The 26,719-nt window shown below is 69.0% G+C and carries 21 protein-coding genes; 3 read left to right on the top strand and 18 right to left on the bottom strand.

Features of this window, described 5'->3' with window-relative positions; all coding sequences use genetic code 11:
* Positions 1 to 140: 140 nt before the first annotated feature.
* From hutG to hutU, 8 genes are all read right to left on the bottom strand, one after another.
* On the bottom strand, positions 141 to 944 hold the full coding sequence (gene hutG / locus M8R19_RS18260; RefSeq protein ID WP_249918520.1) for an N-formylglutamate deformylase: 804 nt from the start codon (positions 942 to 944) through the stop codon (positions 141 to 143).
* On the bottom strand, positions 937 to 2,145 hold the full coding sequence (gene hutI, locus M8R19_RS18255; protein WP_249918519.1) for an imidazolonepropionase: 1,209 nt from the start codon (positions 2,143 to 2,145) through the stop codon (positions 937 to 939). The genes hutG and hutI overlap by 8 nt, the downstream gene beginning before the upstream one ends.
* Positions 2,142 to 3,674: a histidine ammonia-lyase gene (hutH, locus tag M8R19_RS18250; RefSeq protein ID WP_249918518.1), complete on the bottom strand. Its 1,533-nt coding sequence runs from the start codon at positions 3,672 to 3,674 to the stop codon at positions 2,142 to 2,144. Before hutH (M8R19_RS18250) ends, hutI begins: the two co-directional genes overlap by 4 nt.
* Positions 3,675 to 3,687: 13 nt before the next feature.
* The gene (locus M8R19_RS18245) at positions 3,688 to 4,503 is read right to left on the bottom strand and encodes a quaternary amine ABC transporter ATP-binding protein (RefSeq protein ID WP_051878578.1); all 816 of its coding nucleotides are present in this window, start codon (positions 4,501 to 4,503) and stop codon (positions 3,688 to 3,690) included.
* Positions 4,500 to 5,354 carry an ABC transporter permease gene (locus M8R19_RS18240; protein ID WP_061563013.1) on the bottom strand — a complete coding sequence of 285 codons (855 nt, stop codon included), beginning with the start codon at positions 5,352 to 5,354 and terminating at the stop codon, positions 4,500 to 4,502. Before M8R19_RS18240 ends, M8R19_RS18245 begins: the two co-directional genes overlap by 4 nt.
* Before the next feature lie 62 nt (positions 5,355 to 5,416).
* Positions 5,417 to 6,385, bottom strand: a complete 969-nt coding sequence (locus tag M8R19_RS18235; RefSeq protein ID WP_074985466.1) for an ABC transporter substrate-binding protein — start codon at positions 6,383 to 6,385, stop codon at positions 5,417 to 5,419.
* Between the two features lie 74 nt (positions 6,386 to 6,459).
* The gene (locus tag M8R19_RS18230; protein WP_074985468.1) at positions 6,460 to 7,875 is read right to left on the bottom strand and encodes a purine-cytosine permease family protein; all 1,416 of its coding nucleotides are present in this window, start codon (positions 7,873 to 7,875) and stop codon (positions 6,460 to 6,462) included.
* A gap of 137 nt (positions 7,876 to 8,012) precedes the next feature.
* Entirely contained in the window at positions 8,013 to 9,689 is a 1,677-nt protein-coding gene (hutU, locus tag M8R19_RS18225) for a urocanate hydratase (protein ID WP_116424142.1), read from the bottom strand.
* Between the two features lie 535 nt (positions 9,690 to 10,224).
* On the opposite strand from hutU, the gene hutH (M8R19_RS18220) reads away from it, so the two are divergent.
* Complete coding sequence (gene hutH, locus M8R19_RS18220) at positions 10,225 to 11,754, top strand: histidine ammonia-lyase (RefSeq protein WP_249918517.1); 1,530 nt, start codon at positions 10,225 to 10,227, stop codon at positions 11,752 to 11,754.
* Between the two features lie 235 nt (positions 11,755 to 11,989).
* On the opposite strand, the gene M8R19_RS18215 is transcribed toward hutH (M8R19_RS18220), so the two are convergent.
* Both M8R19_RS18215 and hutC read right to left on the bottom strand, forming a co-directional pair.
* On the bottom strand, positions 11,990 to 12,577 hold the full coding sequence (locus M8R19_RS18215; RefSeq protein ID WP_249918516.1) for a HutD/Ves family protein: 588 nt from the start codon (positions 12,575 to 12,577) through the stop codon (positions 11,990 to 11,992).
* On the bottom strand, positions 12,574 to 13,284 hold the full coding sequence (hutC, locus tag M8R19_RS18210) for a histidine utilization transcriptional repressor HutC (RefSeq protein WP_074985492.1): 711 nt from the start codon (positions 13,282 to 13,284) through the stop codon (positions 12,574 to 12,576). Before hutC ends, M8R19_RS18215 begins: the two co-directional genes overlap by 4 nt.
* Positions 13,285 to 13,541: 257 nt before the next feature.
* Between hutC and M8R19_RS18205 the strand changes: the two genes are divergently transcribed.
* Positions 13,542 to 14,906, top strand: a complete 1,365-nt coding sequence (locus M8R19_RS18205; protein ID WP_249918515.1) for a formimidoylglutamate deiminase — start codon at positions 13,542 to 13,544, stop codon at positions 14,904 to 14,906.
* 377 nt (positions 14,907 to 15,283) lie between these two features.
* On the opposite strand, the gene M8R19_RS18200 is transcribed toward M8R19_RS18205, so the two are convergent.
* The 7 genes from M8R19_RS18200 to M8R19_RS18170 all read right to left on the bottom strand — a co-directional run bounded on the left by M8R19_RS18200 (position 15,284) and on the right by M8R19_RS18170 (position 24,975).
* Positions 15,284 to 15,844 (bottom strand): lipocalin family protein, encoded by a 561-nt coding sequence (locus tag M8R19_RS18200; protein WP_249918514.1) that lies wholly within the window; start codon positions 15,842 to 15,844, stop codon positions 15,284 to 15,286.
* Between the two features lies 1 nt (position 15,845).
* A complete protein-coding gene (gene bamE, locus M8R19_RS18195) occupies positions 15,846 to 16,100 on the bottom strand; it encodes an outer membrane protein assembly factor BamE domain-containing protein (protein WP_009613753.1) in 255 nt (84 codons plus the stop codon).
* 69 nt (positions 16,101 to 16,169) lie between these two features.
* A complete protein-coding gene (locus tag M8R19_RS18190; RefSeq protein ID WP_249918513.1) occupies positions 16,170 to 16,778 on the bottom strand; it encodes a DUF924 family protein in 609 nt (202 codons plus the stop codon).
* The gene (locus tag M8R19_RS18185) at positions 16,778 to 17,788 is read right to left on the bottom strand and encodes a class 1 fructose-bisphosphatase (RefSeq protein ID WP_043268378.1); all 1,011 of its coding nucleotides are present in this window, start codon (positions 17,786 to 17,788) and stop codon (positions 16,778 to 16,780) included. Before M8R19_RS18185 ends, M8R19_RS18190 begins: the two co-directional genes overlap by 1 nt.
* A 169-nt stretch (positions 17,789 to 17,957) precedes the next feature.
* Complete coding sequence (estP, locus tag M8R19_RS18180; RefSeq protein WP_249918512.1) at positions 17,958 to 19,874, bottom strand: esterase EstP; 1,917 nt, start codon at positions 19,872 to 19,874, stop codon at positions 17,958 to 17,960.
* A gap of 134 nt (positions 19,875 to 20,008) precedes the next feature.
* Positions 20,009 to 21,373, bottom strand: a complete 1,365-nt coding sequence (locus tag M8R19_RS18175) for a DUF3999 domain-containing protein (protein WP_249918511.1) — start codon at positions 21,371 to 21,373, stop codon at positions 20,009 to 20,011.
* Positions 21,370 to 24,975, bottom strand: a complete 3,606-nt coding sequence (locus M8R19_RS18170; protein ID WP_249918510.1) for a DUF2339 domain-containing protein — start codon at positions 24,973 to 24,975, stop codon at positions 21,370 to 21,372. Before M8R19_RS18170 ends, M8R19_RS18175 begins: the two co-directional genes overlap by 4 nt.
* A 527-nt stretch (positions 24,976 to 25,502) precedes the next feature.
* Between M8R19_RS18170 and M8R19_RS18165 the strand changes: the two genes are divergently transcribed.
* Positions 25,503 to 25,742 (top strand): hypothetical protein, encoded by a 240-nt coding sequence (locus M8R19_RS18165; RefSeq protein WP_064584754.1) that lies wholly within the window; start codon positions 25,503 to 25,505, stop codon positions 25,740 to 25,742.
* A gap of 112 nt (positions 25,743 to 25,854) precedes the next feature.
* On the opposite strand, the gene M8R19_RS18160 is transcribed toward M8R19_RS18165, so the two are convergent.
* Positions 25,855 to 26,247, bottom strand: coding sequence for a DUF2846 domain-containing protein (locus M8R19_RS18160; RefSeq protein WP_249920194.1), 393 nt, complete (start codon positions 26,245 to 26,247; stop codon positions 25,855 to 25,857).
* Positions 26,248 to 26,719 lie beyond the last annotated feature (472 nt).

The raw sequence follows: 26,719 nt of genomic DNA, 5'->3' as shown, positions 1-26,719 counted from the left end.
GGATGAGATCCGCTCCTACGCTGCCCCACCCACGCCGATCTCCTGTAGGAGCGCGCCCTGCGCGCGAATCGCGGGCAGGGCCCGCTCCTACACCCATCCTACGAAAAGCATCTCGGCAAGCGCCGTGCGCAGGCGTTTCGTCAACGGCCGTAACGCTCCCGCCCCCAGGCCAGGAAGGTCTCCAGCATCTTCCGCAGCACCTCGGCGGTCGGGCCGGCCAGGTCTTCGCGGTAGGCGAAGGGCGCCTGTTCATCCATGTAGTTGCACTGCGCGAGCTCCAGTTGCACCGCGTGCACGTGCTGCCCGGGCTGGCCGTAATGGCGGGTGATGTGGCCGCCCTTGAAGCGCCCGTTCAGTACGTGGCTGTAGCCCTCGGCTTCAGCGCACGCCGCCTGCAGGCGCTCGGCGAGGTCCGCCGGACAGCTGTTGCCGGAGTTGGTGCCGATGTTGAAGTCCGGCAGCTTGCCGTCGAACAGGTGCGGGATGTGCGAGCGGATCGAGTGCGCGTCCCAGAGCAGCGCGTAGCCGAACTCGGCCTTCAGCCGCGCCAGCTCCTCGGCCAGCGTTTGGTGGTACGGCGTCCAGACTTCCGCCAGGTAGCGCGCGCGCTCCTCGGCCGAGGGCGCCTGGCCTTCGTGGAACAGCGGGCGGCCGTCGAACAGAGTGTCCGGGTAGAGGCCGGTGGTGGCCGTGGTGTACAGCGGCTTGTCGTCGGCCGGGCGATTCAGGTCGATGACGTAGCGCGAGTAGTTCGCCGCCAGGGTGCTGGCGCCCAGTTCGCGGGCGAAGTCGTACAGGCGCGGGATGTGCCAGTCGGTGTCGGCCAGTTCCTTCGCCTCGTCCACCAGGCCGGCTTCCACGGCCGGGGTCAGGCGCGTGCCGGGGTGCGGCATGCTCACCAGCAGCGGTACACGGCCGCGGCTGAAGCTCAGTACGTTATCCACAGGAGACTTCCTCTGCGTAACGGATGATGCGCTTGGGCAGGTCGCCGCCGAGCCAGTAGGCCAGCTCGGCCGGGCGCTGGATGTCCCAGGCGACGAAGTCGGCGAGCTTGCCCGCCTCCAGGCTGCCGTGGTCGGCTTCCAGGCCCAGGGCGCGGGCGGCATGCAGGGTGACGCCGGCCAGCGCTTCTTCCGGGGTCAGGCGGAAGGCGGTGCAGCCCATGTTCAGCATCAGGCGCAGCGACAGCGCCGGCGAGGTGCCGGGGTTGAGGTCGCTGGCCAGGGCGATGGCCACGCCGTGCTTGCGCAGGGCGTCCATCGGCGGCAGCTGGGTTTCGCGCAGGACGAAGAAGGCGCCCGGCAGCAGCACCGCGACGGTGCCGGCCCTGGCCATGGCGATGGCGTCTTCCTCGGTCATGAATTCCAGGTGGTCGGCGGACAGCGCCTGGTAGCGCGCGGCCAGGCTGGAGCCATGCAGCGACGACAGTTGCTCGGCGTGCAGCTTCACCGGCAGACCCAGCGCCTTGGCGGCCCGGAACACCCGCTCGACCTGCGCCGGAGAGAACGCCAGGTGCTCGCAGAAGGCGTCCACCGCGTCCACCAGGCCTTCCTGCGCCAGCGCCGGGAGGATTTCCGCGCAGATCAGCTCGATGTAGTCGTCGGCGCGATTGGCGTATTCCGACGGCAGAGCATGGGCCGACAGGCAGGTGGCGCGCACCGTCACCGGCAGCACCTCGCCCAGGCGCCGCGCCACGCGCAGCATCTTGCGCTCGCTGGGCAGGTCCAGGCCGTAGCCGGATTTCACTTCCAGCACGGTCACGCCATCGGCCAGCAGCGGCCGCGCGCGCTTGATGGCGCTGGCCAGCAGTTCTTCCTCGCTGGCCTCGCGGGTGGCGCGCACGGTGCTGGCGATGCCACCGCCGGCCGCCGCGATCTCCGCATAGCTGGCGCCCTGCAGGCGCAGCTCGAACTCGGCACTACGGTCGCCACCGAACACCAGGTGGGTGTGGCAGTCGATCAGCCCCGGGGTCAGCCAGGCGCCGCCCAGGTCGTGGCTGCGCTGCACCTCGTGCAGCGGCAGCTCGGCGTGGGGACCGATCCAGTGGATGCGCGCGCCCTCGGTGAGGATCGCCGCGTCCTCGATGATCGAGTACTTGCCGCCGGCCATGGTGGCGGCGTGGCAGTTGTGCCAGAGCTGTTTCATTGCAGTCTCCCGATGCTCGCGCCGACGTTCTGCAGCGCCCGGCGGTCGGCCAGCAGCGCGGCGGCGCGGGCGATGTCCGGAGCCAGCCAGCGGTCGGCGTCGTAGGCCGGCACCTGCTCGCGCAGCAGTTCCCAGGCGCGCTGGGTGCCGGCGCCGAAGCGTTGTTCCTTGAGGAATTCGAAGGCCTGGGCGGCCAGCAGGTATTCGATGGCGAGAATCTGCTGGCAGTTGCCGATGCAGCGGCCGAGCTTGAGCGCGGCGCTGGTGCCCAGGCTCAGGTGGTCTTCCTGCAGGCCGGAGGTGACGTAGTTGTCGACCACCGCCGGCTGCGCCAACTGGCGGTTCTCGCCGGCCAGGGCGGCGGCCACGTACTGCACGATCATCATCCCCGAGTTGACCCCCGGCTGGCTCACCAGGAACGCCGGCAGGCCGCTGACCAGCGGGTTGATCAGGCGGTCCAGGCGGCGCTCGGCGACGCCGCCCAGTTCGGCCACGGCGATGCACAGCAGGTCGGCGGCCATGGCCACGGATTCGCCGTGGGGGTTGGCCTGGGACACCACCCGGTAGTGCTCGGGCGTGCCCAGCACCAGCGGGTTGTCGTTGGCCGAGTTGAGTTCGATCTCCACCTGGCGCGCGGCGTGGGCCAACTGGTCGCGGCAGGCGCCGTGGATCTGCGGCATGGAGCGCATGCTCAGGGCGTCCTGGGTGCGGATGCCGCGGCTGCTGGCGAGCACTTCGCTGCCGTCGAGCAGCGCGCGCAGGTTCTCGCCCACCAGCTGCGCGCCGGGGTGCGGCTTGAGCGCGAGGATTTCCGCGTCGAAGGCGTCGGTCTGCCCGCGCAGGGCCTCGAAACTCATGGCGCCGATGACGTCGGCCCAGTGCGCCAGGCGCGTCGCGTCTTCCAGGGCCAGGCAGCACAGGCCGGTCATGCAGGGCGTGCCGTTGACCAGGCTGAGCCCGTCCTTGGCGCCCAGTTCCACTGGCGCCAGGCCCTCGGCGTCCAGCGCTTCGGCGGCGCTGACGATGCGGCCCTGGTAGCTCACCTCGCCGACGCCCAGCAGGGCCACGCCGACGTGGGCCATGTGCGTCAGGTAGCCCACCGAGCCCTGGGCCGGCACCCGCGGGGTGATGCCGCGGTTGAGCAGTTCCAGCAGCGCCTGCACCACTCGGCGGTGCAGGCCGGACTTGCCGAGGCTGTAGTTGGCGATGGCGACGCAGATGATCGCGCGCGTCTGCTCGTCCTTCAGCGCCTCGCCGACGCCGCAGGCGTGGCTGAGCAGGGTGTTGCGCGACAGCTGGGCCAGCTGCTCGCCTTCGAGCACCACGTTGCACAGGGCGCCGAGGCCGGTGCTGATGCCGTAGGCGCGCTCGCCGCGTTCGACGATGCGCTCGACGATGCCGCGGGCGTTGTCGATGCGCGCCCAGGCCGCCGCCGAAAGCTCCAGGCGCGCGCCATGGCGGGCCACGGCGACCACGTCCTGCCAGTGCAGGGGCGCGTCGCCGAAGGTGATGATGGAAGCGGAGGACATCGGAACTCCCGGACTACAGGTTGGCCACGCGGCGCTGGACGAAGCGGTCGACGTACTCGTCGGCCGGCTGGTGGAGGATTTCCCGCGGGGCGCCGACCTGGATCAGCTGGCCGTCCTTGAGGATGGCGATGCGGTTGCCGATGCGCACCGCCTCGTCGAGGTCATGGGTGATGAAGACGATGGTCTTGTGCAGGGTCTTCTGCAGTTCCAGCAGTTGGTCCTGCATGTCCGCGCGGATCAGCGGGTCGAGGGCGCTGAACGCCTCGTCCATGAGGATCACGTCGGTGTCGGCGGCCAGCGCGCGGGCCAGGCCGACGCGCTGGCGCATGCCGCCGGAGAGCTGGTGCGGGTAGGACTTCTCGTAGCCCTTCAGGCCCACGGTGGCGATCCAGTGCAGCGCGCGCTCCTGGCACAGCGCCTTGCTCTCGCCGCGGACCTTGAGGCCGTAGGCGACGTTGTCGAGCACGCTCTTGTGCGGCAGCAGGCCGAAGCTCTGGAACACCATGCTGATCTTGCGCCGGCGGAAGTTTTCCAGCTGGCGCGAGTCGTAGCGCAGGATGTCTTCGCCGTCGACGAGTATCTCGCCGCTGGTGGGGTCGATCAGGCGGTTGAAGTGGCGCACCAGGGTCGACTTGCCGGAGCCGGACAGGCCCATGATGACGAAGATTTCACCGGCCTCGATGGACAGCGACAGGTCGTTCACCCCGACCACGCAGTCGGTGGCGGCCAGCACCTCGGCCTTGCTCTTGCCCTGGCGGATCATCGCCAGCGCGGCGTCGGCGCGGGCACCGAAGATCTTGTAGACGTTCTTGACCTGGATCTTGCTCATTTGCTGGCCTCGTGGTGACGCGAGCGGCCGTAGGCCTGGGTGATGCGGTCGATGACCACGGCGAGGATGACGATCGCAAGACCGGCCTCCAGGCCCTTGCCGACGTTGAGCGTCTGGATGCCCACCAGCACGTCCTCGCCCAGGCCGCGGGCGCCGATCATCGAGGCGATCACCACCATCGACAGGGCCATCATGGTGGTCTGGTTGATGCCCGCCATGATGCTCGGCAGGGCCAGCGGCAGCTGCACGCCGAACAGCTGCTGGCGGCGGTTGGCGCCGAAGGCGGTGACCGCTTCCATGACCTCGCGGTCGACCTGGCGGATGCCCAGGTCGGTGAGGCGGATCAGCGGCGGCGCGGCGTAGATCACGGTGGCGAAGATCGCCGGCACCTTGCCCAGGCCGAACAGCATCAGCACCGGGATCAGGTACACGAAGCTGGGCATGGTCTGCATGATGTCCAGCAGCGGCAGCAGGATGGCGCGCAGGCGGTCGCTGCGGGCGGCGAGGATGCCCAGGGGAATGCCGATCAGCACCGAGATGAGGGTGGCCACCATCATCAGCGCGAGGGTCTGCATGAGCTTGTCCCACAGGCCCACCGCGCCGACCAGGAACAGCAGGCCGGTGATCACCAGGGTCGGCACCAGGCGCCGGGTGGCGTGCCAGGCGATGCCGGCGACGATGGCCAGCATCAGCCACCAGGGCGTGGCGCGCAGCAGGCTTTCGAGGTTGACGATGGCCCACAGCAGGGTGTCGGAAATGTGCCGGAAGACGTCGCCGTAGTTGGTCACCAGGGCGTCGACCCAGCCGTTGACCACGTCGGCGATGGAGAAGGTGAAGCGTTCAGGGAACATGGCTCGTACTCGCAAGGATTAGGCATCGCCGGGGAGGCCTGGCCTCCCCGGCTCGGGCAGCGTCAGAGCGCGGCCTGGATCTTCTTCGCGGCGTCTTCGCTGACCCAGGCGGTCCACACCTCAGGGTGCTCCTTGAGGAAAGCCTTGGCCAGTTGTTCGGAGGACAGTTTTTCCTTGGCCATCTTCGCCAGGTTCTGGTTCAGCAGGTCGATGGGCAGGTTGACCTTCTCCAGCACCGCGACCAGCTCCGGCGCCTGGTCATGGAAGCTGCGCGACAGGCCGACCTGGATCTTCACGTCCTTGTTCACCCCCGGCTCGTCCAGCTTGACCAGGTCGGCCTGGCCCATCAGCGGCGTCGGCGACCAGTAGTAGAAGAGGATCGGCTCCTTGCGCTTGTAGCTGGACAGCACCGCGGCATCCAGCGCCGGGCCGGTGCCCGGGCGGAAGTTGGTGTACTTGGCCTCCAGGCCGTACTTCTTCAGCATCTCGGAGTTTTCCAGCTCGCAGGTCCAGCCGGCCGGGCAGTTGTAGAAGCGGCCCTTGCCCGGCTCTTCCGGGTCGCGGAACAGCTCGGCGTACTGGCCCAGGTCGGTGATCGCCTTGAGGTTCGGCGCCTTGGCCTCGATGCCGCGGGCCTTGTCGCCCTCGATCACGAAGCGCGGCACGTACCAGCCCTCGGTGGCGCCGACGATGGGCGCGCCCACGCCGACCACCTTGTTGGCGGCGGCGGCCTTGTTCCAGGCGTCGCTGCGGCCGATCCACTCTTCGCTGAAGATCTGGATGTCGTTGTTGGCCAGGGCCTGCTCCATGGTGATGGAGTTGCCCGGCAGGCTGTCGGTCTCGCAGCCGTAGCCGTTCTTCAGGATGAACTGCATGACGTCGGTGAGCAGCATGCCGCTCTCCCAGTTCAGCCCGGCGAACTTCACCGGCTTGCCGCTCTCGCACCAGCCCGCCGCCTGGGCCGATGCCATGGAACCCAGCAGCCCGGCGGAAAGGATCAGGCCCAGCAGCGTCTTCTTGGAATTGTTCATCTGATGCTCCTAAACGTGGAAAGGGAGTTGGGCAGTACAAGGGCCGCGCCCGTGCGGGGCGCGGCCGGGCCGGTTCAGGTACGGGCCGGCAGGATCAGCCGGTCCGGCACCGCCCGGCTGCTGCGCCGGGCGACCAGGTAATAGAGGACGGCGGGCACCACCAGGCCGATGATCCAGGAGATGTCCACGCCGCCCAGGTAGTCCACCAGCGGGCCGGTGTAGAACTTGGTGGAGATGAACGGTAGCTGAACCAGCACGCCGATCACGTACACGCTGATCCCCGGCAGGTTCCAGCGGCCGTAGCGGCCGTCCGGGTCGGCCAGCGCCGGCACGTCGTAGCGCTCGCGGGTGATCAGGTAGTAGTCCACCAGGTTGACCGCGCTCCACGGGGTGAAGAAGGCCAGCAGGAACAGGATGAAGGACTTGAACGCGCCGAGGAACGAATGCTGGCCGAGCAGCGCGACCAGGGTCGCGGCGCCGACGATCAGCAGCACGAACACCAGGCGCTGCCGGGGCGTGACTTCGACGTGGCCGCGGAAGCCGCTGATGATGGTGGCGATGCACATGAAGCTGCCGTAGGAGTTCAGCGTGGAGATGGTCACCTTGCCGAAGGCGATGCTGAAGTACAGCAGCGCCGCGGTGGCGCCGCTGCCGCCCAGGCCGACGATGTAGGCGACCTCGCGGCCGGCGAACTGACCGTTGGCCATGGCCGCGGCGAACACCCCGAGGACCATCGCCACCTGCGCGCCGATCACCGAACCGGCGCCGACGGCGAGGAAGGTCTTCACCGACGAGGTCTTGCTCGGCAGGTAGCGCGAGTAGTCGGCCACGTAGGGGCCGAAGGCGATCTGCCAGGACGCGGCCAGGGACACCGCGAGCAGGAAGCTGCTCCAGCTGAAATGACGGATCTGCAGCAGCGCGCCGACGTCGGTCTGGGTCATCAGGCGGCTGAACAGGTAGACGAAGGCGATCACCCCGATGATGCTGGCGAGGCGGCCGATGAAGTGGATCACCCGGTAGCCGAGCACGGTCGCCAGGACGATGACACTGGCGAAGATCAGGATGCCGGCGCTGTCGCTGACGCCGAACAGCTGGCCCAGCGCCTGCCCGGAAAGCACCGTGCCGGTGGCGGTGAAGCCCAGGTACATGAGGCACACCAGCACGATCGGGATGGCCGCGCCGTAGACGCCGAACTGCACCCGGCTGGAGATCATCTGCGGCAGGCCCAGCTTGGGCCCCTGGGCCGCGTGCAGGGCCATGACCGCGCCGCCGAGCAACTGGCCGATGAGCAGGCCGATCAGCGACCAGAACACGTCGCCGCCCAGCACCACGGCCAGGGCCCCGGTGACGATGGCGGTGATCTGCAGGTTGGCGCCCAGCCACAGGGTGAACTGGCTGTAGAGCTTGCCGTGGCGCTCGGCCTCGGGGATGTAGTTGATCGAGCGCCGCTCGATCAGCGGCTTGCTGGAGTTCTCACTGGCCTGGGACATCGCTTTTCTTCTCCACCCCGGCGCCGGGCCGGGGTTCTTGTTGTGTCAGAGGACGGATTCCGCTCGGCCCGACCGCCGCGCCCCCACCCGCGCGGCGGTTCCTCCCTGGCCCGGGGCGGCGGGGCCGCCCCTGTGCCTCACTTGCCGGTGATCATCGGCAGGTTCAGGCCCTGTTCCTTGGCGCAGTCGATGGCGATCTGGTAGCCGGCGTCGGCATGGCGCATCACGCCGGTGCCCGGGTCGTTGGTCAGCACGCGGGCGATGCGCGCAGCGGCTTCGTCGGTGCCGTCGCAGACGACCACCATCCCCGAATGCTGCGAGAAGCCCATGCCCACGCCGCCGCCGTGGTGCAGCGAAACCCAGGTGGCGCCGCTGGCGGTGTTCAGCAGGGCGTTGAGCAGCGGCCAGTCGGACACGGCGTCGGAGCCGTCCTGCATGGCCTCGGTCTCGCGGTTCGGGCTGGACACCGAGCCGGAGTCCAGGTGGTCGCGGCCGATCACGATCGGCGCCTTCAGCTCGCCGCTGCGGACCATCTCGTTGAACGCCAGGCCGAGCTTGGCGCGCTGGCCCAGGCCGACCCAGCAGATGCGCGCCGGCAGGCCCTGGAAGCTGATGCGCTCCTTGGCCATGTCCAGCCAGCGGTGCAGGTGGGCGTCGTCGGGGATCAGTTCCTTGACCTTGGCGTCGGTCTTGTAGATGTCCTCGGCGTCGCCCGACAGCGCGGCCCAGCGGAACGGGCCGATGCCGCGGCAGAACAGCGGGCGGATGTAGGCCGGGACGAAGCCGGGGAAGTCGAAGGCGTTGGCCACGCCCTCTTCCTTGGCCATCTGGCGGATGTTGTTGCCGTAGTCGAAGGTCGGCACGCCCTGCTTCTGGAAGTCGAGCATGGCTTTGACGTGCACGGCCATGGACTGCTTGGCGGCCTTGACCACGGCGGCCGGCTCGGTCTGCGCGCGGTCGCGGTACTGCTCCCAGGTCCAGCCGATCGGCAGGTAGCCGTTGAGCGGGTCGTGGGCGCTGGTCTGGTCGGTGACCATGTCCGGGCGCACGCCGCGACGCACCAGCTCCGGGAGAATCTCGGCGGCGTTGCCCAGCAGGGCGATGGAGATGGCCTTGCCTTCGGCGGTGTACTTGGCGATGCGCGCCAGGGCGTCGTCCAGGTCCTTGGCCTGTTCGTCGACGTAGCGGCTGCGCAGGCGGAAGTCGATGCGGCTCTGCTGGCACTCGATGTTCAGCGAGCAGGCGCCGGCCAGGGTCGCGGCCAGCGGCTGGGCGCCGCCCATGCCGCCCAGGCCCGCGGTCAGCACCCAGCGGCCCTTGAGGTTGCCGGCGTAGTGCTGGCGGCCGGCTTCGACGAAGGTTTCGTAGGTGCCCTGGACGATGCCCTGGCTGCCGATGTAGATCCAGCTGCCGGCGGTCATCTGGCCGTACATGGCCAGGCCCTTGGCGTCCAGTTCGTTGAAGTGTTCCCAGGTGGCCCAGTGCGGCACCAGGTTGGAGTTGGCGATCAGCACGCGCGGGGCGTTGGCGTGGGTCTTGAACACGCCGACCGGCTTGCCGGACTGCACCAGCAGGGTCTCGTCGTCGTTCAGTTCCTTGAGGGTGGCGACGATCCTGTCGTAGCACTCCCAGTTGCGCGCGGCGCGGCCGATGCCGCCGTACACCACCAGTTCCTTGGGGTTCTCCGCGACTTCCGGGTCGAGGTTGTTCATCAGCATGCGCAGCGGGGCTTCGGTCAGCCAGCTCTTGGCGTTCAGCTGGGTGCCGCGCGGGGCGCGGATTTCGACGTCGCGGAATTTGCTGGATTCGGTCACGGCAGGCTCCTTCAAGGCAGTCTTGGGCTCGGATGCGAAAGCCGGGGCGTTCGGCTTCCGGCAACGGGATTCGGGTTGGGCATCGGTGCAGGAAGCGGGGCCTCCTGTCACGTATATGCTTGTACATACAAGTATAAGCAAAGGAAAGGCCAAGTCCCCCGCCGGGCGTTTCTGGCGCGGTGGAAATAGAACTCAAGTAATTGATTTAAAAAGAATTAATAGAAGGACTCGTACAGCGGAGCGGGTCCAGGAAGGCAGCTACATATGTCAGTCATACGCACCAGAACGGTGATCGCCTGCTCCATTTCGTAGCATTCGGTAACGCCTGGCCGTTACAGCTCGCCTCATTTACAGGGGGTGCCGCTGCCCTTCCTTATTTCCCGGCGGGGGACGCCGCGCCCCGCTCGCGCGCGCAGGCATGGCGTCGGCGCAATCCGGTCCGACAGAATGGCTCGCTTATTGCTCATACTTGTATATACAGGAATAGATAGTCTCGCCGCCGAGCGCGGTAACACTCCGGAACACGGGAGCCGTCATGTCCGAAACCCTGCAGATCACCCCCGGCCAGTTTTCCCTCGACCAGCTGCGCGCCATCCATCAGCGGCAACCCGCGCTGCAACTGGATGAAGCCTGCCGCGCGAACATCGAGAACAGCGCCCGCACGGTCAGCCAGATCATCGCCAACCAGCGCACCGTGTATGGCATCAACACCGGCTTCGGCCTGCTGGCGCGCACCTCCATCCCCGAGGATTCGCTGGTCACCCTGCAGCGCAACCTGATCCTCTCGCACTGCACCGGCACCGGCCCGTTGCTGGACGACGCCAGCGTGGCGCTGATCATGGCGCTGAAGATTGGCTCCCTGGCCCGAGGCTTCTCCGGCGTGGGCATGGCGGTCATCGACACCCTGCTCAAGCTCTACCAGGCGCGCGTCTACCCATGCATCCCGTCCCAGGGCTCGGTGGGCGCCTCCGGCGACCTGGCGCCGCTGGCGCACATGTCCTCGGTGCTCATCGGCGTCGGTCAGGTGCGCCACCAGGGCCGCGTCATGGAGGCCAGCGAAGGCCTGGCCATCGCCGGCTGCCAGCCGCTGGTGCTGGGGCCCAAGGAGGGCCTGGCGCTGATCAACGGCACCCAGGTGTCCACCGCCCTGGCCTTGCGCGGGCTGTTCGCGGCGGAGAAGCTGTTCGTCTCGGCGGTGGTCGCCGGCAGCCTGACGGTGGAAGCGCTCAAGGGCTCCTACGTGCCCTTCGACGCGCGCATCCAGGCGGTCCGCGGCCAGCCCGGGCAGATCGACGTGGCGGCCTTCTACCGCGAGCTGCTGCACGACAGCCAGATCAACCAGTCGCACATCGACTGCAAGCGCGTGCAGGACCCCTACTCGCTGCGCTGCCAGCCCCAGGTGATGGGCGCCTGCCTCGACCACCTGCGCTTCGCCGCCGGGGTCTTCCTGCGCGAGGCCAACGCGGTGTCGGACAACCCGCTGGTGTTCAGCGCCGACGGCGACGTGCTCTCCGGCGGCAACTTCCACGCCGAGCCGGTGGCCATGGCCGCCGACGTGCTGGCCCTGGTCATTGCCGAGATCGGCGCCCTGTCGGAACGGCGCATCGCCCAGCTGGTGGACCCGGCGCTGTCCGGCCTGCCGGCGTTCCTGGTCAAGGAAGGCGGGCTCAACTCCGGCTTCATGATCGCCCAGGTGACCTCGGCGGCCCTGGCCTCGGAGAACAAGACCCTGGCCCACCCGGCCTCGGTGGACAGCCTGCCGACCTCGGCCAACCAGGAAGACCACGTGTCCATGGCCACCTTCGCCGCGCGCCGCCTGCAGGACATGGCCGGCAACAGCTCGGCGGTGGTCGCCATCGAACTGCTGGCCGCCGCCCAGGGCGTGGAATTCCACGCGCCGCTGCAAAGCTCGCCGCAGTTGCAGGAAGTGCTGAAGATGATCCGCGCCCAGGTCCCGGCCTACGAGCAGGACCGCTACTTCGCCCCGGACATCGCCGCGGCCCGCGCCTGGGTGGAGGAAGGCGTGCTCAGCCGCTGGCTGGATTACTCGCGGCTGTACGGCTGATCGGACGACGGTGGCGTTCTACGCTACCGCAGACGTGGCCCGCGCCTACACCGCCTTGCCGAGGTGCTCTTCGTAGGATGGGTTGAGCCTGCGATACCCATCGCGCCATGGTGATGGGTATCGCTTCGCTCAACCCATCCTACGGGGTGTCGTGTTTGCTGGGCCATGCCCGCGAAAGCACCTGCAAGGCGCTTCTCCCACTAACGAAAAAGGGCTCCCCCGGCAGTCTTTTCCCTCAGCGTGATTCGAGTTCGATCACGCAGATGTCGGCACTTCCCGCCACGCTCAGCCGCCACTCCCGCAGCCGCTCCTCGCCCTCGGCAAGCAGCGTGTCATGCAGCCCCAGCACAGCAGCGGCCCCGCCATCCTGGCTGACGTGAACCCCCTCGCCCGCACTGAACAGCAGCACGGTCGAAGCGCTGCTGAAGAAGTGCGCCTCACCGCCCACCCGCAGCCACTGCAGGCGTGCGCGGTAGCGCGCGGGCGAATAGATCAGGTTGAAGTCGCGGATGGCGCCGCCGAGCAGCTCGCAGTCCACCGCGCTGGCGCCATCGAAGGCGAAGGCGTCCAGGGCGCGCAGCTCGCGGGACGCCACGCCATCGACGGTCAGGCGCATGCCCTCGCCTTCCAGCACGGTGATCACGCGTTGATAACCGCTGAAGGCGGAGAACGGCCCCGGCGCGCCGACGTCGGCGATCGACAGGCGCCAGCCGAAGCCCTCCAGGCCGTCGCCGGTGTCGCGGAGGATTTCGCGGGTGCTGCCCGCGCCGTTCCTCCAGGGCATCACCGGGTAGTCGGCGGCCCGCAGCAGGCGATGGTTCATGAGGAGAAGCGTCCTTCCAGGCGGTAGCGCGAGCCCGGGTAGAGCAGGCGCGCGCTGGTCACGGTGTTGCGCCCCGACCAGGTGCGCCGGCGGATCATCAGGCACGGCTCGTGGCGGTCGATGTTCAGCAGCCTGCATTCCTCGGCATCGGGCAGCACCGCCTCGACCACGTGCTCGCCCTCGCTGAGCGGCGCGACCTGGGTGAGGTAGGCGAACGGCGTCTGCCCGCTGAAGTCCTGCTTGAGGTAGTCGGGGGCCACGGCGGCGTTGACGTAGCGGTCCTCGATCTGCACCGGCACGTCGTTCTCGAAGTGCACGATCAGCGAGTGGAACACCCGCTGGCCTTCGCGCACGTCCAGCGCCAGGGCGCGCTCGGCGCTAGCCTTCTCCTCTTCCAGGCGCACCACCACGCAATGGTGGCGATGGCCGCGCGCCTCGATTTCCTCGGCTATGTTCTGCACCTGGAACAGCGCCGACTGGCCCTTGGGTTCGGCGACGAAGGTGCCGACACCCTGCATGCGCACCAGCAGGCCGTCGTTGGTCAGCTCGCGCAGGGCGCGGTTGATGGTCATGCGGCTGACGCCCAGCTCGCTGACCAGCTCGCTCTCCGAGGGCACCCGGTGGTGCGGCGGCCAGGCGCCGGACTGGATCTGCTGGATGATCATCTGCTTCACCCGCGCGTACAGCGGGGCGGGCAGATCGCCCATCTGCGAGGCCAGCGAGGAGCCCTCCGCGGGCGGGGTGGGCGTGGACGATGCGGGCACGGGGGTACTCCTTGTCGGGGCGACGGTGGGCAGTGGCGGGAAGGCAGCGGCGCGATGCGCTCTTGTCCTCCGGCATGTACCGGAATCGACCGGTGCATACAAGTCCCGCGGCGACCGCCGGGCACGTCTCGTAGTTTACGGCCATCCTAAACGTCTGTATATGTATATACAAATTCGAAGAGCCCTGCGAGGACCCCAGCATGCCTGCCCTGTTCGCCGAACACGCCCTGCTCCCCAGCGGCTGGGCCCGCGATGTCCGTTTCGAGGTTGCCGCCGACGGCCTGCTGACGCGGGTCGAGGCCAACGCCAGCGCCGAAGGCGCCGAGCGCCTGCGCGGGCCGGTGCTGCCGGGCATGCCCAACCTGCACTCGCACGCCTTCCAGCGCGCCATGGCGGGCCTGGCCGAGGTGGCCGGCAACCCCAACGACAGCTTCTGGACCTGGCGCGAGCTGATGTACCGACTGGTCGGCCGCATCACCCCGGAGCAGTTGCAGGTCATCGCCCGCCAGCTGTACATCGAGATGCTCAAGGCCGGCTACACCGGCGTCGCCGAATTCCACTACGTGCACCACGACCTGGGCGGCCAGCGCTACGCCGAGCCGGCCGAGCTGGCGCTGCGCGTCAGCCAGGCCGCGCGCGAGGCCGGCATCGGCCTGACGCTGCTGCCGGTGCTGTACAGCCATTCCGGCTTCGGCGGCCAGCCGCCCAGCGAAGGCCAGCGCCGCTTCATCAACGGCACCGACGCCTACCTCGAACTGATCCACGGCCTGCAGCCGCGCCTGGCGGCGCAACCGGCGCAGCGCATCGGCCTGTGCTTCCACTCGCTGCGCGCGGTGACGCCGCAGCAGATCACCGAGGTGCTGGAGTCCGACAGCAGCGAAGGGCCCATCCACATCCACATCGCCGAACAGCAGAAGGAAGTCGACGACTGCCTGGCCTGGAGCCAGCGCCGGCCGCTGCAGTGGCTGTACGACAACATCGAGGTGGACGAGCGCTGGTGCCTGGTCCACGCCACCCACGCCGAGCCCGACGAAGTCGCCGCCATGGCTGCCAGCGGCGCGGTGGCCGGCCTGTGCCTGACCACCGAGGCCAACCTCGGCGACGGCATCTTCCCGGCGGTGGACTACCTGGCCCGCGGCGGGCGCCTGGGCATCGGCTCGGACAGCCACGTGTCGCTGAGCGTGGTGGAGGAACTGCGCTGGCTGGAATACGGCCAGCGCCTGCGCGACCAGAAGCGCAACCGCCTGTACCGCAGCGACCAGCCCAACATCGGCCAGACGCTCTACGAAGCTGCCCTTGTGGGCGGCGCCCAGGCCCTGGGCCAGCCGGTGGGCGAACTGGCCGCGGGCCGCCGCGCCGACCTGCTGGTGCTCGACGGCAACGATCCCTACCTGGCTACGGCCAAGCCCGAGACCCTGCTCAACCGCTGGCTGTTCGCCGGCGGCGACCGCCAGGTGCGCGATGTGATGGTCAACGGGCAGTGGGTGGTGCGGGAGCGCCGGCATGCGCTGGAAGAGCAGAGCGCCGGGGAGTTTGCGGGGGTGTTGCGGGAGTTGTTGGGGTAAGGCGCTCCGTGCTCGGCACCGAGCGGCCTGGGGCCAAGGTCAAACGGCGGATAACGCGGAGCGTTATTCGCCCTACGCCTGGCTTTCGTTGATTGTGGTGTTTGCCGGCAGATTCATCTCCGGGGCAAGCCCTTTTCCCTCTCCCTAACCCTCTCCCTGAAGGGAGAGGGGACTGTTGGGCAGGGTCCGGTATTCTGGAGTTAGCCGGCAGCTCCAACGGTTTCCAACTGAAACCATCACCTCTCTCGGCATGGACTAGCCCCCTCTCCCTTCAGGGCGGGGCGCGCAGCCGAGGGCTGGGGAGAGGGAGCGGAGGTGAAATAACGCACCTGCGTCACCGGCAGACACCACCACCCCACAAAACATCCATCCCTCAATCAATTCCCCGCGATCGCACTATCCTTACTCCGCCAGATCAGATCGCTCGTGTCATACCCCTTGCGATTGGCCTCAGCCAGCAGGTGGCGCAGCGTCGCCGCGGGCAGGCTGGTCTGCCGCGCCAGCAGCCACAGGTGGTCGCGATCGCGGTTGCCGACCAGCGCGGTCTGGTAGTCCTCGTCGACGTAGAGCACCTGGTAGTCGCCGCGCACCACGCCGGGGAGCAGCCGCGACGCCCAGTTATCGAAGCGCACCCAGAAGGCATCGGTGCTGCCCGGCGTCTGCGGGGTGGCCGTGCCGGTCACCTGCTTCCAGCTGCCGTCGGCGGTGCGGCAGCGGTTGAGCAGGCCGATGCTGCCATCGGCGCGCACGTGGTAGTGGGCCTCGGACTGCAGGCAGGCGCGCTGGAAGAACATCGGCTTGCGCGCCAGCTCGTACCAGGTGCCGGCGTAGCGCTGCGGGTCGACCTGCATCGTTTGCGGCCGCTCCTCGGCGTGCCCGGCGCAGCCGCCGATGCCGGCCAGCGCGACGGCGGCGAGCACCCGCAGCGCGGCGTTCATCTCACTTCAGGCCCTGGCCGGAGAACATCAGCACCTTGTCGCCGGCGTACTGCACGCTGATGAAGGTCTTGTCGTCGCCCCAGGTGCAGCTGGACACGCCCAGCGCGCCGGAGCACTCGGTGGGCTTGCCGAGCAGGGCCTCCACCTCGGCCTTGTCCATGCCGGCCTTGAGCTTGGAATAGTTTTCCTGGTTGAGCTTGCTGCAGGCGGCCATGGCGATGCAGACGGCGATCAGGGCGATACGGCGGAAGGACATGGGCAACTCCATTGTCGGATGGTCCATTGGACAAGCGTGGCACAGGCCACGCGAAACGCACCCTTGGAGTCAGAAACGCGAGCCGGGTTCCTTGAGGAAGGCGACTTCCTCGGCGCTGGATTCGCGGCCAAGGATGGCGTTGCGATGGGGGAAGCGGCCGAAGCGCGCGACCACCGCGCGGTGGCGCTCGGCGTAGTCGAGGAAATCGGCGAACAGCGCCTTGTCGTCCTCGGCGGCCTGCTCGCGCAGTTCGGCGAAGCGCTGCACCGCCTGCTCCTGCTGCGCCAGGTCCTCGGCGTGCTCCAGCACCAGGTAGACAAAGACCCGCTCGATGGGCTGCAACTGGCGGTCCAGCCCGGCCGCAAGACCGCGACGCACCAGCGCCTGGGCGCGGGCGTCACCGTCGTAGGCGCGCGGCGTGTCGCGGAAGATCATCCGCGGCAACTGGTCCAGCAGCAGGATCAGCGCCAGCCAGCCCTGGGCCGAGCCGGCCCAGTCGGCCAGCCCGCCGTCCAGGGCCTGGCGCACCAAGCCGCCGAAACGGTTGTCCGAAGCCACGTCCTCGCAGGCGCTCTTGCCGAACCACAGGCCATTGCGCTGGGCGGCGACGTCGCTGGCGCGCAGGGCGTCGCCGAACCACCAGTCCAGCAGCGCCTGCCAGGCGGGTACCGCGCTCATCAGGCCTGGTGGTAGCCGGTGACGCGCTCGACCTCTTCCTTCGAACCGAGGAACACGGCCACGCGCTGGTGCAGCGAATCCGGCTGGATGTCGAGGATGCGCTGGGTGCCGTTGGTGGCGGCGCCGCCGGCCTGCTCGATGATGAAGGACATCGGGTTGGCCTCGTACATCAGCCGCAGCTTGCCGGGCTTCTCCGGCTCACGGGCATCGCGCGGGTACATGAAGATGCCGCCGCGGGTCAGGATGCGGTGCACGTCGGCCACCATGGAGGCGATCCAGCGCATGTTGTAGTTCTTGCCCAGCGGGCCTTCCTTGCCGGCCAGCAGTTCGCTGACGTAGCGCTGCACCGGGGCTTCCCAGTGGCGCTGGTTGGACATGTTGATGGCGAACTCGGCGGTGCTTTCCGGCACGCGGATGTTGTCGTGGGTGAGCACGAAGCTGCCCAGCTCGCGGTCCAGGGTGAAGCCCTTGACGCCGTCGCCGAGGGTCAGCATCAGCATGGTCTGCGGGCCGTAGATGGCGTAGCCGGCGGCGACCTGCTTGGTGCCCGGCTGGAGGAAAGCCTGCTCGTTGAGGCTGTCGTTCTGGCTCAGGTGCTGCTCGGGGCAGCGCAGCACCGAGAAGATGGTGCCGACCGAAACGTTGACGTCGATGTTGCTGGAGCCGTCCAGCGGGTCGAACACCAGCAGGTAGGCGCCCTTGGGGTACTTCCCGGGGATCTGGTAGGCGTTGTCCATCTCCTCGGAGGCCATGCCGGCCAGGTGGCCGCCCCACTCGTTGGCTTCCAGGAGGATTTCGTTGGACATCACGTCCAGCTTCTTCTGCACCTCGCCCTGCACGTTCTCGGTGCCCATGCTGCCCAGCACGCCACCCAGGGCGCCCTTGGACACGGCATGGCTGATTTCCTTGCACGCACGCGCCACCACCTCGATGAGGAAGCGCAGGTCGGCCGGGGTGTTGTGGCTGCGGGTCTGCTCGATGAGGTAGCGGCTGAGGGTAACGCGGGACATGGAAGGGCTCCGGGGGAGAGGTAGGAAAAAAACTGCGCGCATTCTAGCGTGGAATCGGCCACGCCGCCTCCCGTACGGCGCGTCCGTCCTGAGGTTGGAGCGCGCCGCCGGTGGTCGGTTCCCTCGTCGCTGCGGCCGTCAGTCGCGGCGGCTTGCTGGCGTGCCGGGCTTAGAAGTCCAGGCTCAGCGCCAGGCTCACGCCCTGCTGCAGGTCATCGTCGCTGCGGTGCGCGCTGTAGCCGCCACGCAGCGAGAGTTCCGGGGTCAGCTTCTGGGCGAAGCCCAGGGTCGCGCGCTGCAGGTGGCTCTGCGGGGTGTAGCCCTGCAGGGTGAAGCCGTTGGCCGGCAGGCTGGTGAAGGCCATCCCGATGTTCTGGGTGTCGTCGGCGTATTCACGCTCCACCGCCACTTCGCCGAACAGCTGGGTCTGCTCGCTGAGCGCGTACTTGCCCTGCAGGCCGGCGCCGAGACGGCGGGAGTAGCGCTTCTGCTCGTCGAACGACAGCGAGGTGGAAGCGTTGCCCTCGTCGTAGCCGTCCACCTTCACCCGCGCCCAGTCGGCGCTGACGAAGGGCGACAGGTGCCAGGCCTCGCCACCCTGGGCGATGTCGTAGCCGATCCGGCCGCTGAAGGCGAGCAGGTTGCCGTTGGTGTCGCCCTTCTCCTCGACGGTGCGCGGGCCGATGGCGAACTTGCGGTTGGCCTCGTCGTAGTCGAGGTAGCCGCCGGTCACCGCGGCGTCGCCCCACCAGCGATCCTGCTGGTACTGCACGAAGAGGCTGCCCAGGTAGCTGTTGAGCTTGTAGTCGGAATCCTCGGCGCCGGCCTCCAGCTTCTGCCGGTAGAAACCGGCGGCGATGCCGGCGCGCCAGGCGTCGTCCAGGCGCAGCGAACCGCCCAGGGTCAGGTTGTAGCCGAAGCCGTCGCCGCTGGCGGCGCTGTCCTGGTCGTCGTAGTCCAGGTGCTGGCCGCCGCCGGTGACGAAGCCACGCCACTGGCCGACGCCCTGCCAGTTCTCCCAGTCGGCCAGCCACTGGCTGCGCAGCTCGTCCTGGTAGGCGCGCAGGGTGCCGTGGGCCATTTCCGGCAGCAGGGTGGCTTCCCAGGGCGCGGACAGCACCGAGTAGGCGTAATCGGCGATCAGCGTCTGGCCGGCGATGGTCGGGTGCACGCCATCGTTGAAGATCAGCTTGGTCGGGTCGGCTCCGGCGCTGCCGCCGATGCCATAGACGGGGTTGACCGGGCAGCCGTCGCCGCTGAAGCAGGTGCCCACCAGGTTCTGTCCGGTGGCCAGTCCATAGGCGCCAGGGTTGGCCAGCACTTCCTTGAGCATCAACGGGATGTTCAGCGGGATCACGTTGGCGCCGCTGCTGGCCAGCTGGCTGACCAGCTCTTCGTTGAAGATGCCGCTGAGCTGGGTGCCCAGTTCCTCGAAGCCGGTGCCATTGGTGGCCGGGGTCAGGCCCAGGTCGGGCAGCAGCCAGACCACGATGTAGCGGGCGCCGGCCTGGCTCAGGGCCTGGGCGCTGTCCGCCAGGCGCCCGGCGGCGGCGCGGGCGGTCGGATCGTCGACGATACGGAACTGCAGGAAGTCGTTGCCGCCGCCGGTGAGGTAGTAGAGCGCATTGGGGTCGGCGAGGCGGCCGACCAGGTAGCCGTCGCGGGTGCGCGTCTGGCCGTTGGCGCTGACCACCGAGCCGCCGGCGGCGGTGATGGAATCGTAGATCTGGTCGGTGCGGTAGCCGCCCACCGCCCAGTTGTTGCCGTCCGGCAGGCCTTCGGCGGCGTTCACCAGCGAGGTCGAGGGGCCGAGGTCGCCGGCGGCGACACCCAGCTTGCCGCCGAGGATCATTGCCGCGGTGGGCCCGAAGACCTCGCCGCTGCCGTCCAGATAGGTCGGCCCCACGCGGTTGGTGAAGCGGGTGGAGGCGCCGGCGGGGCCGCCGGCGTCGGGGAACTGGCCGGCGTCGCTGAGGCTGTCGCCGAACACCACCAGGGTCGAATACGGGGAAGGTGACGCCAGGGCCTGGCTGGCGATGCCGAGCAGGCAAGCGGCGGCCAGGGGTGAAAGCACCTGTTTGATCATGCGGCTGACTCCATGCTTGTTCTTATAGGTAGAGTGCAACGCCGTTAACAGTATCAGAACAATCGCGCAGAGTAGCGTTCTTGACGCATTTCCCTACATAAGCTGGCGTAATTTCTCCATTTCCCGGTATTTGCTCATTGTCCGGCGCGCTGCCCGCGCAACAGGCTGAAGGCCATGCCGCCCAGCAGCAGCACCCCGCCCAGCAATACGGCCCATAGGCCGATGCGCTTCCAACTGCCGTCGCCGGCGCTGGCGGCTTCCGCCGGGGCGGCCTGCAGGGCCCCGTCCAGGCTGGCCTGGCCGACCTGGGCCGGCTTGTCCGGCTGGTAGCCGGGGATCAGCACGCTCAGGGGCAGGCTGGCGGAGGTGGCGTCGCGCTTGCCGAGGGCCAGTTGGTAGGGCGCGCTGCCGCGCACCAGGAACACCAGCTCGCGGGCGCGCATGGCCACCCGCAGGTTGGGCGCCGTGTCGCCCAGGCCGGTACCGCGCGCGTCGGTGACCAGGCGCAGCTGGCGCACCGGCTGGCCGGCCAGCAGCAGTTCGTCCTGGCGCACCTGGCGGCCGTCCACCGGCAGGTCGTAGAGCACCCCGCGGGCCAGCGGGTACCAGTCCTCGCGGCTGCCCTGCCCCGTTGCGTTGCGCGCGGACAGCGCCACCGGCGCCATCAGGTGCTGCGCCGCCGCGCCCAGTTCGAAGCGCACCCGCTCCAGCGGCAGCGCCTGGGGCAGGTCCCAGCGGTAGCTGCCGTCCGCCTCGCGGTGCCCGGCGATGGGCTCGGACCACACCAGTGGCGTGCTCGCGGCCTGGTCGGTGCGGCCCAGCAGGCGCGCGCCCTTGAGCGTCACCGCCGCGTTGCCGGCCGGCCACGACAGGCGCAGGTAGCGCGCCTTCTGCCCGGGCAGGGCCACCTCGCTGACGTCCATGCGCTCGCCGTTGAAGCTCAGGCGGGCGAGCTGGCCGTCGCCCCAGCTGCGCCAGTGCTGCAGGTCGTCGCTGGCCTCGATGCGGAAGTGCTGGAAGCCCTCGGCCTCGCTGCTCCAGTCCAAAGCCAGGCGCTCGAAGGGGAAGTCGGCGTCTCCGGCGTCCAGCAGCCAGCCGCTGCGCCGCTCGCCCGTTGGCGCGGGCGCCGCGTCGGGCAGCACTTCCACCAGGGTGCCGGTGGTGCTGCGCTGGATGCGCAGGCCGGCCTGGCGGCCGGGGTCGGCTTCGGCGCCATACAGCGGGAACAGCCGGGCCGCGGCTTCATGGGCGGTGCTGCTGCCCTGCACCGCCGCCGCGCTCAGGGCGTAGGGCAGCGCCTCGCCCTCCTTGTCGAACACCCGCAGGTCGCGCAGGTCGGCATGGGCGGCGGCCAGTTGCACGCTCATCGGCAGTTGCAGGCGGTACCAGGGGCCGTCGCCCTGCAGGCGCAGGGGCACCTGCTGCGGGTAGTCGGCGGGGTTTTCCGCGGCCTGGGCCAGCCCGGCGGCCAGGCAGAGGATGAGGGAAGCCAGCTTCATGCGGGGGGTTGCTCCTGTTGCTCTGCCACCCGGTGCGGCGGCAGCGGGGCGAAATAGCCGACGACCAGCAGCAGCACGCCGACGCCGATGAAGGAAACGATGCGCTCCAGGCTGCCGCTGTTGCCCAGCTCGACGAAGAACAGCTTGACCACCACCACGCCGATCAGCGCCGCGCCGACCATCCACAGGTCGCGCCGCCCGCGCAGGTGGCCGCCGACCATCAGGCCCAGGGCGATCAGCGTCCAGACGATGGACAACCCGGCCTGCACCAGCATCGACTCGCGCAGCGGCTCCAGGGCGAAGGGCACGCCGCCCCAGTGGTGCGCGGTGCGGCACACGGCCAGGGTCAGCAGGGCGAACAGCGAGGCGCCCAGCAGCGCCTGCGCCGGCAGGCGCACCTGCTCGCCGGAAAGGCCCAGTTGCGGCAGGCCCTCGCGGCTCCACTGGAAGACCGCCGCCAGCACGATCAGCATGCCCAGCTCCAGCGGGTTGAGCAGCGGCAGGTAGGGCAACGGTTGCGCCGCGCCGTCGCTGACCAGGTTGACCAGCCAGAACCAGCCGAGCAGCGCCAGCGCCACCGGCGCCGCGGCCAAGGCGCGGTACTCCCGGGGGAAGGCCGCCACCGGCCAGGGCAGCGTGCGGCGCGCGCCCATGAGGATCAGGTAGAGGCTCGGCACCAGCGCCCAGCCCAGCCAGCGCCAGGCGTTGTAGTGCTCGGCCAGGGCGAGGAACAGGTAGCGCAGCTGCAGCGCCAGCACCGCGAGCAACAGCCAGCAGCCGAGCACGTGGGCGCCGCGCAGGGGCAGCGCCGGCAGCAGCGGCTCCAGGCGTTTGAGCGACCAGAAGTGCGCCACGAACAGCGCGCCCCAGCCCAGCCAGCCGAGCTCGCCCAGCGGCTGGTATTCCAGCTGCCAGGCACTGGCCAGCGCCAGGACGCCCGCCGGCGCCAGGGCCAGGCAGGCGAGCGCCAGGGCCCGCCACTGCTCGCGGCGGGCGACGAGGGTCCAGAGCACCACGCTGACGGCCGCCACCAGCAGGGCGACATGCTCACGCCGCGGCGCCGGGACGAAGCGGGCGATCTCGCACAGCGCGGTCAGCGCCCACCAGCCGGCGCCCCAGGCCAGCAGCAACTGCGACAGCCGCTCCAGGGTCAGCGCCCCCAGTTGCAATGCCCGCCCGCCCTGCCCCGCCCGGTGCAGGCGCCAGGCGCCGACCAGCGCCGCCAGGGCGAGCACCGCCGGGCACCAGAAGCCGCTGTGGGCCAGGGGCGTCAGGCCTTCGCCGGAGAGCCCGGCGAACAATGACGAGCCGCCGAACAACAGCGCCGCGCCGCCCAGCACCTGCAGCAGCAGGCCGAACACGAAGCTCGCGCGCTGCTGCAATGCCAGGCTCAGCCAGAGGATCAGCAGGCCGCTGCCGGCCCACACCGCCGCGGCGCTGCGCCAGGGCAGGACGAACAATACCGCCAGGTTGACGAAGGCCAGGCCGGCCAGCAGCACCGCGCTGAGGCCGAGCATCAGCCGGCGGTCGTCGCGCACCAGCGGGTCGCGCGCGGCGAGGATCATCCCGGCGATCAGTGCCAGGCCGATCAGGCTGGCGCCGAACAGGCCGGTCCAGCCGCTGCCGAGCACCCCGGCACCGCCGTCGGCCGCCCGCAGGTCGGCGAGGAACAGCGCGCCGCCGAGCAACTGCACGGCGAAGGCGCAGAACAGGAAGGTCCGCGAACCCAGGCGCAGCCCGGCGAACACCGTAGCCAGGCCGGCCAGCGCCCAGGCCATGGCAGTGCCCGGCACGGCGAAGCACAGCGGCGCGATCAGGTAGAGGAAGGCCAGGCCGCAGGCCGCCAGCACCGGCTGGCAGCGCGGCTCCCAGGGCCAGAGGCCGGCGTCGCCGTGGCGGCGCAGCTGCCAGTAGCTGAACAGCAGCGCCACGCCGAGCATCAGAGCCCCCAGCGGCGCGCCGTCCAGCAGGTTATCCACACCCGGCTGCAGGCCCATCAGGAAGGCGATGGCCGCGCCCACCTGCAGCAGCAGCGCGAACATCCGCGCCAGCCGCCGCCCCTGGCGCAGGCCCAGCCAGTAGATGCCGGCGCCCTCCACAGCCCAGGCCGCCGAGGTCCAGCGCGCGTCCAGGCCCAGCGGGATGGCCAGGCTGCCGAACACCACGCCCAGCGCCAGGCAGGCTTCCACCAGCAGCAGGGCACGGCCGGCGGTGCGCCCGGCCAGCAGGCGCGCCAGGCCCATGTAGAACAGCCCCAGCGCCAGCGCGCTGAACGCCGGGCCGAATTCCAGGTGGCGGATCAGCGCGTACTGCAGGCCGAAGCCGATCAGCGGCGCGCCGAACAGCACCGTGCCGTCGACGTAGTCGGTCTGGCGCAGCGACCAGCGCAGCGTCTCATCGCGCCCGGCGCCCTCCTCCAGCCCGGCGGCCTCGCGCAGGCGGCGGCGGGCGAAGAGCAGGCCGATGGCCACGTACATCAGGAAGAACAGCAGCAGGAAGGGCTCGGTGCTGGCGAACAGCTCCGGCGTGTAGGAACGCAGCCCCCAGGCGAAACCGATGCCGAAGGTGCCGAAGAAGCCGATCAGGTTGAGCAGGCGCCAGGCGCGGAACCAGGCGATGGCGAAGATGCCGGCGTTGAGCAGGGCGAAGTAGCTGAACAGGGCGACGTGGTTGCCGGCGCCGGTGGAAGTCAGGATGGGCGCGGCGAAACCGCCCAGGGCCGCCGCGGCGGCAAGGCCGAGGGCATCCTGCAGCACCGCCAGCACGGCGGAGAACACCGTCACCGCCACCAGCAGGCCAAGGGCCTGGCCCGGCGTCAGCAGCGGGTGCAGGCGCATGGCGGCGAACACCGTCAGGTACAGCACCGCGATGCCGGTGCCTTGCAGCAGCAAGCCGTAGGTCGCGCGCTTGTGCCGCAGCCACCAGCCCAGGGCCAGCAGGGCGATGGCGGCGGCGGCCACGCCCATGTAGCGCAGCTCGACGGGGACGACCACGCGCTCGGAGGCGTAGCGCAGCAGGAAGGCCAGGCCGAGGAACAGCAGCAGCACGCCGACGCGCAGCACGGTATTGCCGCCGAACAGCCAGTCGCGCGCGGCACCGAAGGCACGGTCGAACCAGGACGGGCCGGATGGAGCGGCCGGTTCGGCCTCCCAGGCCGAGGCTTCGCGCGCCGCGGGGGCCTCGACGGCGGGCGGGATCGGGGCTGGCGGCGGCTCCTGGGGCTGCAACGACCAGTCCGGCGCAGCGCTGGCCGCAGCCGGCGCTTCGGGCAGCTCGATCTCCCATTCCAGCTCCGGCCCAGGCTCGGCGACGGCTTCCGGCGCAACGACGGGCTCCGCCGGCTCGGCGGGCGGCACAGGCGCTACGGCCCCGCCCTGCTCCAGGCGCAGCAGACGCTGGTACAGCGCCTCGGTACCCGCGTCGAAACGCTCGGCGAACTGCTCCAGTTGCCGGCGCAACGCCGCGTTCTGCCGCTGCAGGCCATGCAGCGCCAGCGCCTGGCCGAACAGCAGCCCCAGCCCGGCGCCCACCAGGCCATCGGTGATCGACTCGTCCCAGGCGGCGCCCAGCACCAGGCCGATCAGCATGAAGATCCATTGCATGCATTCACATCCTTGAAAGGGAAACGCCCCCATCCAGCGGCGCGCAAGGCTCCGAGTATATCGCCCCGCGCGGCGCAGGCACCCTGATTCCACAGGATATGACGCCAGCGCCGGGACGCCAGCCACAAAGCACAAGGAACGGCAGGCGCCGGAAGTATCGGCTGGGCGAGAGAGTCGGGCCCGGGCAGACCGGCAAGGGTCATGAAGCGCCTCCTTGTCCGAGACGCGTGTCTCCTGCCGATACGGCTCCCCCGCTTTCTTGACGCCTCCGATTGACAGCCTTGGGGTAGCGCCCTAACGTGGCTCGGCCGCTCAACAGGGCGGCTCGGGATTGGCGTCCCGATGGACAAGAGAAGGCGCATGGGCATCCGCTCGGCGCCGTGCATGGCTGCACCTGCGTTATGGGCGGGCCGTGCGGGGCATCTTCGGATGCGCCGGTTTCCTTGTCCCGGTACGCCAACCTGTACGGTCCGCCCTCCCTGATTGGCGTCAGGAGGCGGAAACCCCATCGACAAGAGGCCCACTCCATGAACCTTGCAGCCCAAGTGCTACCCCATCCCCTGACAAGCACCGCCCCATCGGAGCTCTACGACGCCGCGCAATCCCGCCAGGCGGCCCTGGTCAACCTGCTGCGCCTGCTGGCCGGCGCGCCGGACCTGGGCGCGCCCACCGAGGAAGTGCTGGACGGCACCTTCAGCGCGCTGGAATACCTGGCGGCCGACGCCGAGCGGCTGTACGCCGCCGCGGAGCAACGCACCCGACCGTAGGGCGCATAACGCGAAGCGTTATCCGCCGTTGCCGGATGACGCTTCGCTCCGCGACCCGCGCAGTTTCGGATCTAGAGCAGAAAGATGAATCCGTCTCTCTGCTCCCTGCAGGTTATTTACGTTCCTTGGCCACGCTACCCACACTGGCATCCTTGACCAGGTAACGGCCCTCGGTATCGCCAAGCAGCACCAGGCTGTTGCGCGCCATCAGCATCCCGACTTCCACTTCCTGCTTGATGAACACCACTTCGCCGGCCCGCACCTCGAAAGACAGGTCCGCCCAGTTTTCCGCCTTGGAACTGATGGTGTGCTTGCCTGGCTCGACGTAGAAATAGATGTACTGATTGCCACGGTTGTAGCCCATCTCCGAGGCGTCTTCGCGGTCATCCAGGAACACGTTGAAGCGCACCAGGCCACCGGCGTTGCTCGGCCGCACCACATAAACCAGCCCCTGGTCGGCAGTGGTGGCCTTGGGCAACTCGTACCCGGCAACTTCCGCCTGCATTTTCTCCATCGACGGCGCCGAGGCGCAGCCATAGATAAGCGCGATGCTGGCCAGCGCAAGCAGTTTGAGCATTCTCACAACGACTTCTCCCTTTCCATATGGTTGTAGCCGCCGCCCTTTCTTCCAGAGGCAACGGCAGTGCCTGCCTTTGCCAATGCCGGTGCGTCGAAAGATCGACTCGGCAGCGATGGCAAAAGGCCGCAAACCTTACCCTGAATGCAGTCTGGAAGGCCATCTGAAAGACTCGATCGGATTCTAACGAGGGAGGGTTTTCTCCTGCACTCCAATCCTGCCCGGGCAGTCGGCTTTAGAACAGGAAAAATAAATCCGCCCCTTTTCACCTCATCAATCAACACTATAAAATAATAATAAACACCCTTCCCGGCACTTACCACCAATTCCTGTCATAGCCATTAAACGCAAACATTAATAAGTACACACCAAGGGCGAATACCCCCACCAGAAACCTAAC

The organism is Pseudomonas sp. R3.Fl (assembly GCF_023516765.1).
Classification (GTDB): Bacteria; Pseudomonadota; Gammaproteobacteria; order Pseudomonadales; family Pseudomonadaceae; genus Pseudomonas; species Pseudomonas citronellolis.
The sequence above is the reverse complement of the archived record's forward strand: the minus strand, read 5'-3'. Positions and strand labels throughout refer to the sequence as shown.